We start from the raw sequence: 15,751 nt of genomic DNA on the forward strand, positions 1-15,751 counted from the left end.
ACTGGACTTAATGTTTTATTTTTTAAACATTTTTCGTTTTAAAATTTCTACAGCCCCAATTTCATCCTATGCTATATAAAAGAAGGTTAAATGGATGTTATATGTCAATACTTAAGGCTTGGAATAACCTATCAGTCAAACACAAACTTTTTGGTTTAGTACTACTCCCTATCTCACTGTTGCTTTTTTTAGCTGGTAGGCAGGCTCATGTATTAACAACTCAGTTAAATGACTTTGAGCGAACCAACCAATTAGTGGTGTATCTTGAAGATATTTCGCTGCTGTATCGCAGTACTTTAACACACAGCCCTGAAAAATTTATAAGCCAAAGTGAGAAAGTTAATAGCGAATTAAAAGCACTCTCCCCAAGTATTTTTAAAGGTGCTGCTAAAGAAGTAAATCAACTGCTCATCGACTTCAGCGAAGCAACCTTATCAACAATGGAAGCGACTGATAATTTTGATAAGCTCGACGCCGTTGAATGGCAAAGTGACTTGTACCAACAGCTGCTACTAGCGATAGAAAAAGTACCTTTCGATGTAACTAAACGAGAGATTCAGCAACACTTGACAGCTTTGCAGCAATTAGAATGGTTAATGTATTGGTCTAACGAAGAATTTAAGCTCAGTACATTCTTAATTGATATCTACCAAACAGAGCAAGAATACGATTCTGAACTTGCAGAAATGATCGAATCCCTCAGTATACGCCAACTCCTTTTTCTAGAACGCTTCGTATCATTAAATGCCAACGAACACCAAGTGTCACTAATGGTAGAAGTATTTAGAAATGACGTTTTCATGCAAAGCCAAGAGATTCGCCATGCGCTTCATAACGTTTCAACAACTAGTCAACTCACGCCTGACAATATCTCTGTTGGGCTAAAAGCCATGAACTCTCGATTAAGCCTGTTGCAAAATCTTGGCGATGTTATAAAACAAGAGTTTCAAGTAGAGGTTGCTCAGGCTATCTCTGATGCTCAAATACAGCGAACCCTATTTATTTCAATAGTAACTCTTCTCACCATGATAGTTATGGGATTAGCGCTAAGCTTAGCAAGACAAGTAACAAATAATCTCAAGTTAGTGCTTAACTTCTTAGAAAGTGAAAACGATGACTCTCGCCCTTCTTTAGAAAAGCTACTCCAAGGTAAAGATGAACTCAGTTTGTTTGCTCAACAAGTTGAACGATTAACCATCGAAAGAGAGTATGCAAAAGAAAAACTGACCCTAGCAAAAGAGGATGCAGAGAAAGCCAAAGACAATGCGATACAAGCAAGCAAAGCAAAAAGTAGCTTCTTAGCAAATATGTCTCACGAAATCCGAACGCCTTTAAATGGTGTTATCGGTATTTCAGAGATACTTTCTGATACACCCCTTACACCGACTCAACGAGATTATGTCGATACCATTGAAACATCATCACAGCTTCTACTTAGCCTGATTAACGATATTCTCGATTTTTCTAAAATAGAGTCTGGAATGCTATTAATTAGTCCTCATTCAGCATCAATTAGAGAATCTATCTACGACATTGCCTCAGTCGTTGCACCTAAAGCGAAAGAACAAAACATTTTTATCAATGTAGATATTCATCCTGATACACCTGCTCGTGTAATGATTGATGATCATCGACTCAGACAAATCTTGATGAATTTTATGTCTAACGCCGTTAAGTTCACAGAAAAAGGAGGAGTTACCTTATCGATAGATACTAAAACCAAGTCTAACAACACCGTTAAAGTAAGGTTTTCCGTTCAGGATACAGGGATAGGAATCGATCAAGAACAACAAAAACAAATTTTTGAACCCTTCGCTCAAGAAGACAATTCAACAACAAGACAGTTTGGAGGAACAGGTCTAGGTTTGGCCATCAGTACGCAGCTTGTAGAACTTATGGGAGGTCAAATCCAACTTAGCTCGATTAAAGGGGAAGGCAGTTGTTTCTACTTTGAATTAGACTTAAGCATCAATTCAAATTCACCTAAATTAAGTCAAGCTACCACTGATATTTACCTAATTGCTAATTTTAATAGTTTATCAAAACGCATCGAAAGCGATCTTAACTTCTATGGTTTAAACGTTACTCAAAAAACAAATAAGCCATCCATTCTCACTGAGAAAATTACAAATACCTCACACACAAAGCCCGTTACGGTTATCTTCGCTGAAGACGATTTATTGCAAGCAAATGACTATTCGGAACTATTAGAAAAACTGCATAACAACCACATCACAGTCTGCTTAATACGCTCGTTCCTTAGTGAAGCCTCCAACATTGGGCAATATATAACCACTCAGATATCTCAACCTCTTCTTGGACTGCGCCTTATAAAAGCGATTGAACGGTGCGAATCTCAAAGCATCGCGGAGCAATTCACAAGTGTTCAGGAAAGCACCGTCGTAACACAAAAAATACTGATCGTTGAAGATAACAAAATTAATCAGAAGATAGCAGGCCTTCACGTTAAGAAGAGCGGCTTAGAGTTTGAGTTTGCCAATAACGGCCAAGAAGCCGTCGACATGTATATCGCTAACCCTAATTACGCAGCAATATTAATGGACTGTATGATGCCGATTATGGATGGTTTCTCAGCAACGGCCAACATCCGAGATGTCGAACAAAAAAACAAATCACCTCGTCGGATCCCAATAATTGCTCTGACCGCAAGTGTGATTGATGATGACATTCAAAAATGTTTCGACATGGGGATGGATGATTACATACCAAAACCATTTAAGTTTGAGATGCTTAAGGAGAAAGTATTAACAGCGATTGAAGCTGCATCAACAGAAACTACGACTATCCCAATACATCCAGTACAAAAACAGCAGCTAAGCATTCCAGAGCAACCAGAACTAGAAGCTCCACCAAGTAAACCTGAACGTATCTTGCTGGTTGAAGATAACCGAGTAAATCAAAAAGTGGCTTCCGTTATGTTGAAAAAAGCAGGCTACACATTTGACATCGCAGATAATGGGCAAATTGCTGTTGATATGTACAAAAACGACAGCAGTTATGACATCATATTAATGGATTGCATGATGCCAGTAAAAGATGGTTTCACCGCTACAAAAGAAATCAGAAAACTTGAGAAGAGTTTAGGATTAAACAAAACTCCAATTATCGCGCTCACAGCTAGCGTTATTGATGACGACATTCAAAAATGCTTTGAATCAGGCATGGATGGCTATGTAGCAAAACCTGTAAGAAAAGAAAAACTCTTCCACCAAATTGAAAATGCGACCAGTTAGGAGGCCCAATGGATTGGAGTAAAGCACCTATTTATTTACAGCGAAAAATGACTGGCTCAGCACTCATTGGTTTATTTTGTGTATTCGCTTTCATAAGCCCAGCGCATGCTACTGACGATTACGCTATTTTCTCTTTAGATGCCGGATTTGAAGCGATATCAATCAATAAAGCGCGCAAGTTATATCGAGGTAAAACAAAACGACTGAATGGAAAACGTATAGAACTATCTGATTGGCCAGAAAACAGCATAGAACGAGAAGATTTTTATCAACTTTTATTAGGTAAAAATACAGCTCAAATGAACGCCCATTGGGCAGGCCTATCCTTCTCAGGAAAAGCTCGATACCCAAGAGAAATAAAAGCAGCATCAGCAGATAGTTTAATCAATTGGCTGAATGACAAACCTAATCGTATTGGCTACTCTCCCCTCTCCTCTGTTCCTAAAAATGCCAACATTCTCTACACTATAAGCTCGGAGAAATAACATGAAAAAAATAATTACATCAGTACTATGTATCTCTATTTCTTCTCCGGCTTTTGCCATCATTGAACTTACTGACAACCTCTCGTTAAGTGGTTTTGGTTCAACTTCTTGGGCAAAATCAGACAACGATAATCCTTTAATCATCAACCGCGGATTTACTGATGAGAGCTGCTATGATTGCGATACTACATTTGGCGTTCAGCTAGACTATTTCTACAACTCATTCAAAGCTTCTATACAGGTCGTAAAGCCTCCACAATATGATTGGAACGATCCACAGCTAGAATGGGCTTACATTGGTTATGAATTTGATTATCTTGATGTAAGCATTGGTCGATTAAGGCTTCCACTATTTCTTAGCTCTGAGTACTACTACGTCGGCCAAGCTTACATGACAGCAAGACCTCCAACAGAGGTATATAACAGTATATTAGGAATTACCGCCTTTAACGGGATCAAAGTCAGTTGGGCATATGACGTTAGCGATGAAAAAACTATAGTTATCTCTCCATTTTATGGAATTAAAGATAACAATGAGGTCGACTACAACTCTTCTACCGAACTAGAGTTTGAAACAAATAGAATGTTTGGTGCTAATTTACAACTAAGTGGCGAAAGTTACCGTTGGAACCTATCTTTCCTAGATTCAAACTTTGATCAAACGATCACTCGTAAAAACGTTATCACTTTACCAACGGATAAAAATCAACACATTCAACTTTGGTCGTTAGGTGCTGAATATGAATTTGGACAGGCAATTTTTGCTTCTGAAGGGCAAATTAGTGACACATCATCATCAATGTATGCAAACTTAGGCTATCATCTAGGTTCATTTACTCCATATATAGTTTATGGCGCTCAATTTGATGCAAACGAACATTTAAAAAGCAATAGCTACTTGATTGGTGTTGATTACGATGTGCTACCAAATGTATCAATCAATGGGGAAGTTCAATACTTTGAGGCTCGTAAATCTAACGGCTCATTTATCGAAAATTTCACACCACCCAATCATTTTGATAATAAAGAGGCCATTTTATACACAGTAATGTTAAGTTTTGTTTTCTAAAGTCATAATATCAATTGCATCACAAAATTTGGGATAACGAAATTTCAGCAAAAAAAATCTGGCTCTGCAATGACTAAAAGCATTGTAGAGCCAGATATTAGAACGGTAATTAAGCAATAACGGCTAATTTTTTAATTTCTATCTCTCTAAGAGACCAATGAAGAATCTCGGTAAACTCTTTAGGCTTACTAATGCAATAACCTTGGATATAATCGCATCCAAGTTCTTTCAACTCATCAAATAAATCAAAATCTTCCACTCCTTCGGCAACGACATTACACCCTAAGCTATGTGCCAAATAAATAGTTGAAGCGACAATTGCATAATCACTATTACCAATAGCCATATTACGAATAAATGATTGGTCGATCTTAATCTGATTAAATGACAATACTCTAAGTAACGATAGTGATGAGTAACCCGTTCCAAAGTCATCAATACTGATATAAAAGCCCAACTCAGAAAACTTAGATAACATGAGATAAGCAGCATCTACATCAACCATTAGCGCACTTTCCGTGACTTCTAGAATTAGATCTGATGGCTCTAACTTTTTGCTACTTACTAACCCAAACAATTGATTGTAAAGATCATTATCATGAAGATCGAGGGTTGATATATTGACATGGACTTGAGGATATATATTTTCCCTTTTGAAAGCTGCAATATCATAAGAAACTTGTTTGATAACCCAATGAGTTATCCCTTTGATATAATTATTCGCTTCAGCAATAGCAATAAACTTGTCTGGAGGGATCATACTCCCATCGCTTTGAGGCCAACGAATAAGCGCTTCGTACCCATGAACCGTTTTATCGATACTGTTTACGATAGGTTGGTAATAAAGCTCGAATTCATCATGTGAAACAGCATTAATTAATTTACTTAAAATAAAGACTTCTTCATGAATTAAATCAGAGTAAGTACTTCTATAAAAATCAATGATTAACCCTAATTTTTTTGCCTTATAACATGCAATATCAACCTGCTTTAGAAATTCCTCACTACTATCCATATCGGCTGACGATATAGCACAACCAATCACGGGTTGCAGTAGTATATTTTGATTTTTCATTAAAATAGGAGGCGTTAATAGCTCATTAACAATATTGGCAAGTTGTTCTATTTCTTCTTTATCTGTTGAATAACCAATAATAGTAATTTCATTTGCATCAAAAAATATATCTAAATGTTTATTATTTAACGTTTTTTTAAGAACAAGAACGGCATAAGACATAGTTTTATTAAATATCTTTTCTGATGAGATCTCTATAAGTTTTCTATGATTTATAATTTTAACTTTCATTACATTAAACGGAATACCAAGATTAATCTTACTTGATATGATTTCTCTATACGCTGTAACAGTCGAACTCAACTCAAACCGCTCTTCTCCCCCTCTCTCTGTTGGTAAAGAAACATAAGTAAGCAATCGTGTTACTGTATAAAAAACAAGGAGTAGCATCTGAGCTGAGATTGTAACAACAATTAATGCAAGCGTATCTGATTCATAAACAAAGTTATGTTGTATAAAATAAGCTTCAACATATAAAAATCCTACAATGTAAACAACTACAATTATTGATAAATATTTTTTAATTGATTTAATCTTTAGCTCACCTATTTTGTAAATAAAATATAGTGAGCAAGACAATGATAAAACATTAAAAACAGTCAATATATTGAATAATAAATTCATATCCATACAAACCACCTAAATCGCACTAATATAACCCAAGATAAACTCAGACTTTTCACCCAAGAGCGATCTCTAGATTTAATTGATTTGTTGTAAATATAGTATTTAACTTTATCAATGTTTCAGACTGTATCTGCCTTACCCTTTCTTTTGACAATTTCAAATCTAAGCCTAACTCTTCTAGAGTTTTTATATCGCAACCAAACAAACCATAACGATTAATTATGATATCTTTTTCCCTACCGTGGAGCGTATCTAGCCATAACGATAAATTGTCTTCAAGATTATTCTTAGATAAGCATTCATCCGGATTATTTTCATTCTCATTTGAGCATAAATCAATATGAAGGGGTGAACTATCTTCAATTAATGCAGAGCGGCAAGTCGATACGCCAGGAACTAACCCCATGATCTTATTTACTTTGATCATATCTTTTTCGCAATAATTAGAAATTTCACTAATCGAAGGTTCTTTTTTAAGTGATTTTGTTAACTCACGAGCGGCTCTAAGGTACGTATTTAGTTCTTTTGTGATATGTACAGGAAGACGCACTGTTCTTGAATGATTAAATAGCGCACTTTCAATAGATTCTTTAATCCACCAAACAGCATAAGTTGAAAATCGATAACCTAGTTCTGGATCGAATTTATCAACAGCCTTCATTAGCCCCAAGTTCCCTTCTTCAATAATATCTAAAGGTGATAGGTCTCTTTGATTACGATTTCTATATTTATTGGCAACTTTAACAACAAGGCGTAGATTTGATTCAATTAATTTATTTCTTGAATCCATACAACCTGAGTTATATAACCGACTATAAATTAACTCTTCTGTTGCTGTAAGTAATTGATACCTATTTATTTCTTTCAAATATATAGCGTAATTATCTAAAGTATCATTATTTATTGATTTTGTTTCTTTCTTTGAGCTGACCATAATACATCCTTGCACCTAGCGAACTAATTATTTTCATCCTTCTGTATATTCAGAAGGTACAATTAACTATGGCTCAGATGCAGGCAACACACAATTCGATAAGTAATAAGCTAACATGTCAAATAGCGTATCTGTGGATTAGATCACAAGTTTTTAACATGATTTATCATTATTAAGACGCCATTATATTGACACGTATAATAAAGATGAATAATGACAATGATAACAATATTTTAAAATTAACAATAAAGTAAGTAATGATGAATCATCATCTCCAAGGTTCTCGGTAAACTACCCTGAATTAAATATTGAGTTACCTTTCAGTTTCATTAATTGCCACTCTGTATTAATTGATATTTTTGATGTTACGTCATATATCAGCCAGAGGTAATACTGTAGTTTTCCTTCCAGTCGTAGCTTTCTGAATAGACGATATAAGGTGTAAATAAATCAAATATATAAGAAATAATCGCGTACCAACTACTTTGAACGTCACTTGATTGAGCTTCTACCATAAATTGGGACAACGGCGTATACCCAATACCATGAAGATGTTGTTGTAACCAATCAACTAATGCTGATATATCAGAAGAATCAATACCCAGAAAAAGTCAAACTAGCCCAATATCCGTTCACTTGAGACAAGATTTGTCCTGATAAAGCATCATAGAATTCTTTTTCTCTATCGCGTTATCAGGCCAATCTGAAAGCTGAACTTTTTTCTTTTCTAACGACTTTATCTTTCCTCGATAAATCATTCTGGCCTTACTTTTACTAAATGTCCTATAAACATCATGCATTGAAAAATAACGAATGCTGCCGTACTTCCAGTTGAATATGCTGAAGGAGCATAGAAAAAACACATTAAAATCAACAAATAAAATAAATAATCCGACTTGTTTTTTTTAAAAAAAATCACGTAAATCGCTACCTTTTTAGGTTTAATATCCTATGCTCATCAATATAGGTCAATGTGGATGACTTTTTCCAACAAGGATTGTGTTTTATGGCATTAATGAATCAATTTTCAGTAAAATCAAGACTACTAACTTTAGTTATCCTTCCTCTAATTATCTTGTGTGCTCTTTCTGTAAAAGAGATAAAAACACAATTACTGAATTTAAATACTCTCAATTCACTAAACGAACGTTTACTCTTAAATGAAACAATTTCTAGCTATGTTACTGCTATGCATAACCTTCGTTTAAATGCTTTGTATTCCAATAATAATAACGTTGAAAAATCATCTTCAACAATCACTCTTAACCTTTTACTTTCACAAATTGATCAAGAAAATAAGACAGCTCTCTATGATGCGGTTAATGAGCTTAGCAAAGTTAACGCTGAAATAAATAATTATAGCTCTATTGATATTGAAGAGTGGTCTAATTGGATTTCAGATGTATTAAATAGAGTCTATTTACTCGAAAATAAACAAGCCCTATTAACTCCATCAGAAATAATAAATAAAAAACAACAGGTTATTCTACAGTTACAATGGTTAAGTTTTTGGGCAACGAAAGAGAACTGGTATATTAATCTCGATCTAAATACACCAGATACTCAATATCATGACCAACTTAACTCTCTCTTTTATCGTCAAGAGCTATATATTGAGCAATTTATTGCCATGAATGCTAATGCTGAAAATATTGAATTATTATTGAAGACATTCAGTAATGATAGCTTTGCTTTAAGTATGAAATTTCGTAATGATGTGATAAGAGATAAAGCAAAAGGCTACACTATTAATGAACTAAGCTCTGGTACACAAGCATTGAATCATCGCCTTTTACTCATTCAGTCGGTTACTCATAGAATAACAGCAGATCTTAAACAGGATCTTACCAATCAACTAAAACACATACATATTACGATTTTAATTTTCATTAGCCTTCTTATTTTATCGCTTATTGTTATCTCCTACCTTGGCGTTTCTCTATCTAAACGTATCATTACTCACTTGAAAAATATAACTAAAACAATGGCGAAAATAGAGAGAGAACATGATTACACGATTCAAATGAAAGTCGATGGCAACGATGAATTATCTGTTTTTTCACAACACCTCAATACCTTGGTGCTTGAAAGGGCTCAGAATGAAGAAAAAATCATCTTCGCCAAAAATGAAGCTGAACTAGCCAACCTTGCAAAAAGCTCTTTTTTAGCGAATATGTCTCATGAGATCAGAACTCCACTTAATGGTATCATTGGTATGTCAGGGATCCTCTCTGAAACCAAGCTATCCCCCATCCAGCATGATTACTTGAATACTATTGAGACCTCATCTCAGGCATTATTAATTCTAATTAATGATATTTTAGATATATCAAAAATTGAAGCTGGCAATTTAACTTTGCATAAACATGAAACAAACTTAAGAGAAGTTATCTTTGATACGGTCTCTATAGGTATATCTAAAGCAACAGAAAAGAATCTTGAACTTGATATTCAGCTTTCTCCTAATTTCCCAGACCATTTAATTCTTGATGATCATAGAATTAAACAAATTTTAATGAACTTAACATCTAATGCCATTAAATTTACTCACAAAGGAAGCGTGACTATCACCGCTGATTTTATTCCTACTGATGGGGTTAATGGCTACATCAATATTGCAGTTTTAGATACTGGTATTGGTATAGAAAAAAGCGAGCAAGAAAAAATATTTGAACCATTTACGCAAGAAGACAGTTCAATTACTCGTCAATATGGTGGAACGGGGCTAGGCTTAGCAATTTCACGTCAGCTAATTAATCTGATGGATAGTGAATTAATAGTAACGTCAGAAAAAGGGCAAGGAAGTACCTTTTCATTCTCAATTAAAACATCCATAGCCTCAGAAAAGCGCCTACCATTAAATGAATTGAAACATACGTCAATTATTTTATTTGGTAATGACTGTAACTTTGAAGAGAAAGTCGCGAATGAATGTAATTATTACAATCTACCCAAAGTCATACGAGCCAATACCTCAGAGGACATTGTTCTATTTGAGGGTGAAGAAGCTATCTTACTCTTCTGCGTTGATGAACGCATGGATATGAGCTGTAAAAATAGCCTAGCAATACTTCGTCAGCAACATCACAATTTACCGATTGTACTTATACAAAAACATAAAAATAGAGCGACAAATTACGAATCTATCATCGATGGTTTAATTACCTATCCTTTACTTGGCTACCGCTTTACTAAAACATTAATTAACTCGTTGGTTTTCCACACTGAAAACTCAAACCATCAGAGTCTGAGTTTTATAGACAACATGGTTAACGTTCCTCTAAACAATAAAGAAAATAAACTTTCCTACCAAAATCAAACAAAAGAACATATTCTGATCGTTGAAGATAATCTAGTAAATCAAAAAGTTGCCTCGTTATTTTTAACCAGCTCAGGTTATACCTTCGACATTGCAAGCAATGGACAAGAAGCCGTTGATAAATTTACAGAAAGTGAATCGTATAGTTTAATTTTAATGGATTGTATGATGCCAATCAAAGATGGATTTTCGGCCACAAAAGAGATAAGAGAAGTAGAACAAAAACAAAAAAGAGAAAAGACCCCTATCATTGCACTAACTGCCAGTGTACTCGATCAAGATATTTCTAAATGCTATGAATCAGGTATGGATGATTACGTAGCAAAACCATTTAAGAAAGAAGTCTTACTAGAAAAAATAATGAAGATGAAATAGGTTATGATAATGACTGTATTAAACAAAAATAAACTGAACACAAAACAATTTAATATATTAATTGTGGACGACTGTCAGGTATCCTCTTTGTATCTATCAAAGCTTTTATCTCAGTTAGGTTTTAACTCTATTGATCGTGTCAATTCTTATCAACAGGCTGTTAAATTTTGTTCTAAGAAGCACTATTCCTTGTTATTCATTGACTACCATTTAGAACAAATCCTCAATGGTTCTGAGCTCTATGATTTACTAAAAGAAAAAGGGTTTATTCAAGCTTATACACGAGTGATTACTGTTTCTGGCGATCATACGACTCAAACCGTGTTAGGTACCCTCTCGAAAGGAAATGGGGATTATCTTTGTAAACCCATCAGTAAATCGATTCTTAGTCATAAACTCAGTGCCGCATGGGATGACTACCAAATGTTTAAGACTTTACATTCATTTGATCGTGACCTAGATTTATCTGCGCAAAAAGAAGAAGCAATTAAGTATGCAAAAATTAAAAATATCAATGAATTAGACCTGTTTTTATTTGATTTATTTCTTCCTAATGAAAAAGAGGATCTCTTAACACTTTGTCTAAAGCCTGAATTTATTCATCGTCGTAACTACATTTTAACCCGGTTACGACTTGAGTATGAATTGGACTTAGCTCCCATAACGAAAATTATCAACAGCACAGAAAAGCTATGCCTACAATATCCACTATTTGTAGACGCTTTCGATTTACTCGTTGAACTACAAATAAAGCTACGTCACTTTGAAGGTGCTCTTTTATCTGCTAACTCAGCTTTAGTTCTAACGCCAAGTATTTCAAATCGTGCTTTATCTGTCTTAAAACTTGCTTTAACTTGTAATAACAAAAATTACTTTATTAAAGCTTCTCACCTACTGGCTAACCATCTACCAATAGCTGACCATAATTGGTGTGTGTACATAGTAGAGTGCTTTGCTTATTACGATGAATATATCCAAAACTGTCAATCTGAATACGATAGAAAGCAATTAATTCTTGAACAAAAGAACTTTGTAAGACGTTCGGAATATCGCTTAACCGCAATACAAAAAAAACAATTATCAGTACTTTTTAGTTTAAGCGAATGTAAACGACTAATTAAAGAGAACAATATAATAAAAGCAAAACGAATGATGCTAAAAGCAGTTAACCCTTATGTTGATGATTTGCATCAACTAAATTCGATAATCTTAGTAGAATTACTTTATTTACTCTCATTTTATGGTGAGCTTTGGCTACTAGAAAAAGTTAATGCGGTGATAAAAACAAAACACCAATTTAATGACTACTGCCTAGATGCTTTACAGATTCTAAAATGCGATCAAGAATTAAATGCATCATTAAAGATGCTCTCTAATATTCTCACTGATGGTAATAACATTCAAAATAATAATGTAACAGCCGAAGCCTTAGAGCAACTAAAACATAGATATCAAAATATCTTACCTCAATACCCATACTCATCAGAGCTATGTATCAGTTTACTTGAATGCTATGCCTCCCTCAGTATAGATAATCCAGCGATAATCAGTTCCATGATGGCATTGGTCAGCAATATGCCGTTATCTGAAAAATTAATGCACCGAAGAGAAGCTGTATTTAAAATCTTACACGCTCATGAAGGGTATATAGAAGAGAGAGGAACTACTGATTTGAAATTAAATGTTAACAATTTATATATAGAAAAAGACACCGAACTTCTTAGTTTATCACGTAAACCTACTTTCATGTTATTGCCTTAACGTTCGTTCTCAAGTAAAAGTACCATCAATAGAAAAGCCGCTTTCAAGAATATGAAAACGGCTTAACTTTTGTATCTATACTCAATCCCATACTAGTGGGTTACTATCAATAACAAACTCTTTCTGTAAGGGTAGACTTCCATCGTATGACCATATTTCTGCAACAATAGTTGATTGACTTTCTGCAAGCGAGAATTCAATGGTTAATGCCCCATTTACCATCGCAGCATCAATGACTTTACTATCATAATCAACAATATACTTTCCATCATCCCCTTCTGTATAAGCAGAATACACAGACAAATGTGTCCTTTCTGGTAAAGAACCACTTAAGTTAATCTCAAGTGTGTGAGCGGTAACTGGGTTAAATGTAAACCCATCAGGAGCAACCAAATCCTGTGTTTTAACTGGTTCTGGTTGTGGCACCGTCGCTGGTGATGCTCCACCTCCTCCTCCAGTACTACCAGAACTGCCAGAGCCACCACTGTCACTACATGCCATTAAGAACAGTGACGCTATTATTACTAGTATTTTATTTTTCATTGTGACGTCCTCTTCTTAGTAATATTTATTATCAACAGCATTGCTATTATCGTACCAATCGGTATTACTGATACCGCCAGAAGTCGTGTAATCAGCAAAGTCAGGGTAAGCCGTCATTAAATCAACACGCTCTCTTGGCCATTGCCATTCATCGTAAATCAATAACGCCCATGGCATATTATTTATCGTTTTAAAATAACGATCGCTGCTTGGATCACTTGTATCTTGAGCTAAAGTAAAGAAGTTAGTATCAAAGGATTCTGTTGGTGCTTGATCAGCTAAGTGCACCTCGTAGCTTCGACCTGGAGCTTGAGCAAAGCTTGGTCCATGATAATAGCCTGGAGTAGCAAACAAGAATGGGTCATAAGGCATTGCTGGCATACTTGCTGTTGCTATAGGGGCTGTAAAGCTAAAGTTAAGCTCAAACTCTAATCCTACATTTTCACGACAATCATTCTGAGTTCTAAAGAAAGCACACTCATAGCTAGAAACATCGATGGCGTCATTAATAAGGATGAAACTGGCCTCACTCATATCTGACTCTTGAGGAGCACTCCCTTGTAATACTGTATTGTGGTAAAGCTGTGTTTTCGTAGAATCAATTAACTCGTCATTAATTCCAGATAAACGAACGGCAAAACCACTATGATAACTTGCACCTACAGCGACTAATTGACCTGAAATAGTCACTTTAGCGACTAAACCATCCTTTAGTACTTCTGTAATTCGATATCTCAATACTAAATCATTCATATCGTAGTCAGCAGTTTCTGGCCAATTATCCTCATACGCAAGGGTTACGTAACCACTGGCTGATGGGAAATGACGTTGAGTAGTATTTGCAGCCACAACTGTTGCCACATGATCTTCCACCTCACCCGAGGTTGAACCACCATAATAAGCTAACCCCGTTTGTTGACTAAAACGGAATCGAGACCACGTATCTCCTACCGTTGCACCAAATGGTACCGTAATCACTAGTGAGTTAAGCCCAGCCACTAATGATTTGTCTGTGATAACTTGTTCGCCCTCATCAGAAAAATCACCATCATCATTCCAATCAAACCAAGCAGATAAATAACCAGAAGTCGATGCGGTAACCGCAATAACAGAGTCTAACCCCGGTTCTAGTGCCGTAACAAAACCCACACCATCCTCATCATCACTGGTGACTGAATCATCAGAATCAGGAGATTGTGCGGCAAGATAATCACCATCGACACTGCTACCTAACCAAGTCACCTCATCCATTTCATGACGAGCCCCATTAGAATTTAGAGTCGTTCCATAACTATCCGGCGCATCACCAAAATCAATGGTTGCTGGCTCATCCGTATCAATTAAGGGAGCATTAGCACAACGAGCACCGTCGTTTTGACTTGAAAATGGACCATCAGCAAACTTCACAGCAGGAACCACACCAGAGTCAATAATCGCTTGGGTGGATAAATCAACTCGATAAACCTGACCATCCTGATTACGAGATAAGTACAGATAACCATCAACATCAAAATACATAGCACCAAAAGTGCCTGTTTCTCCAGTATCACCAATATAAGTAGAAACCCCGGTATTGATATCAAACTCATATAACCAGCCAGACCCATTATCTACCCCATAAAGGTGGTCATTATCAGGGTGGAAAGCAAAGTCTGTTAAGTTCACGCTGGTAGTTGAAGTAATAAGCTCTGCCGTTAATGCAGCTGATACATTTGAATCTAATGGCGACAAGTCTATTTTGTAAAAACCAGAGCCTTTCCTATAGATATAATAGTAATGTTCATAAACATCACCAATATAAAATGTGGTGCTTGCAGGAAGGCCACTGACAGACAATGTGGTTGCTTGAAAATTTTCCCCCAATCGAACAACATTATAGTTAGTGGTATCAAATCCGTATATATAACGGTCTTCTTCGTCAAAGCCAACACCGTTAATATTAGCATTCAATCCAGTATCACTTTGCAAAACACTGTATGAACCAGTCACTAAATTCACACCATAAACTGCTACTGGGTTACCTTGAAATAAATAAGCCTTACTTGGACACGTATCGAATGGATCAGCCAACAACTTAGAGCTGAATAATAAAGAGACTAAAAATAGTATTCTAATAAATTGAGACATAGCATCTTCCTTTTGTTATTTTTCTCTATATATTAGCTAATACAAAAGGCGTGCCAATTTTAAGCCTTTGATTTTAAGGTGTTTTATATTTCATCTTTATTAAATTATGAAAATGAAAGTCATTTTGAATATCAGAATAAATACTAAGTTCCTTTCTTTATTAAGCGTTATTCCTCCAGAAA

Annotated in this window: 9 protein-coding genes; 5 read left to right on the forward strand and 4 right to left on the reverse strand. The window is 35.3% G+C overall.

Annotated elements, in window-relative coordinates; all coding sequences use genetic code 11:
- The first annotated feature begins 101 nt into the window (after nucleotides 1-101).
- Genes ED622_RS01510 through ED622_RS01520 form a run of 3 tightly spaced genes read left to right on the forward strand, consistent with a single transcriptional unit; the run spans nucleotide 102 to nucleotide 4,808 of the window.
- On the forward strand, nucleotides 102-3,254 hold the full coding sequence (locus ED622_RS01510; protein WP_122032204.1) for a response regulator: 3,153 nt from the start codon (nucleotides 102-104) through the stop codon (nucleotides 3,252-3,254).
- A 47-nt stretch (nucleotides 3,255-3,301) separates the two neighbouring features.
- Nucleotides 3,302-3,739, forward strand: a complete 438-nt coding sequence (locus ED622_RS01515) for a hypothetical protein (RefSeq protein ID WP_254052587.1) — start codon at nucleotides 3,302-3,304, stop codon at nucleotides 3,737-3,739.
- 1 nt (nucleotide 3,740) lies between these two features.
- Nucleotides 3,741-4,808: a porin gene (locus ED622_RS01520; RefSeq protein WP_122032206.1), complete on the forward strand. Its 1,068-nt coding sequence runs from the start codon at nucleotides 3,741-3,743 to the stop codon at nucleotides 4,806-4,808.
- A 109-nt stretch (nucleotides 4,809-4,917) separates the two neighbouring features.
- On the opposite strand, the gene ED622_RS01525 is transcribed toward ED622_RS01520, so the two are convergent.
- Complete coding sequence (locus ED622_RS01525) at nucleotides 4,918-6,513, reverse strand: GGDEF domain-containing phosphodiesterase (protein ID WP_122032207.1); 1,596 nt, start codon at nucleotides 6,511-6,513, stop codon at nucleotides 4,918-4,920.
- A gap of 49 nt (nucleotides 6,514-6,562) precedes the next feature.
- The gene (locus ED622_RS01530) at nucleotides 6,563-7,444 is read right to left on the reverse strand and encodes an RNA polymerase sigma factor RpoD/SigA (protein ID WP_122032208.1); all 882 of its coding nucleotides are present in this window, start codon (nucleotides 7,442-7,444) and stop codon (nucleotides 6,563-6,565) included.
- A gap of 1,006 nt (nucleotides 7,445-8,450) precedes the next feature.
- Here ED622_RS01530 and ED622_RS01540 point away from each other — a divergent pair.
- A complete protein-coding gene (locus ED622_RS01540; RefSeq protein ID WP_122032209.1) occupies nucleotides 8,451-11,138 on the forward strand; it encodes an ATP-binding protein in 2,688 nt (895 codons plus the stop codon).
- A gap of 9 nt (nucleotides 11,139-11,147) precedes the next feature.
- A complete protein-coding gene (locus ED622_RS01545; RefSeq protein WP_254052572.1) occupies nucleotides 11,148-12,899 on the forward strand; it encodes a response regulator in 1,752 nt (583 codons plus the stop codon).
- Nucleotides 12,900-12,980: 81 nt separating this feature from the next.
- Here the strand turns inward: ED622_RS01545 and ED622_RS01550 are convergent, their stop codons facing one another.
- Together ED622_RS01550 and ED622_RS01555 are read right to left on the reverse strand one after the other, a co-directional pair.
- Complete coding sequence (locus ED622_RS01550; protein WP_122032211.1) at nucleotides 12,981-13,442, reverse strand: hypothetical protein; 462 nt, start codon at nucleotides 13,440-13,442, stop codon at nucleotides 12,981-12,983.
- Nucleotides 13,443-13,457: 15 nt separating this feature from the next.
- Complete coding sequence (locus ED622_RS01555; RefSeq protein WP_122032212.1) at nucleotides 13,458-15,569, reverse strand: LruC domain-containing protein; 2,112 nt, start codon at nucleotides 15,567-15,569, stop codon at nucleotides 13,458-13,460.
- Between the last annotated feature and the right edge of the window lie 182 nt (nucleotides 15,570-15,751).

Origin of the sequence: Aliivibrio sp. EL58, assembly GCF_900312675.1 — a bacterium.
In the GTDB taxonomy this organism is placed as follows: Bacteria; Pseudomonadota; Gammaproteobacteria; order Enterobacterales; family Vibrionaceae; genus Aliivibrio.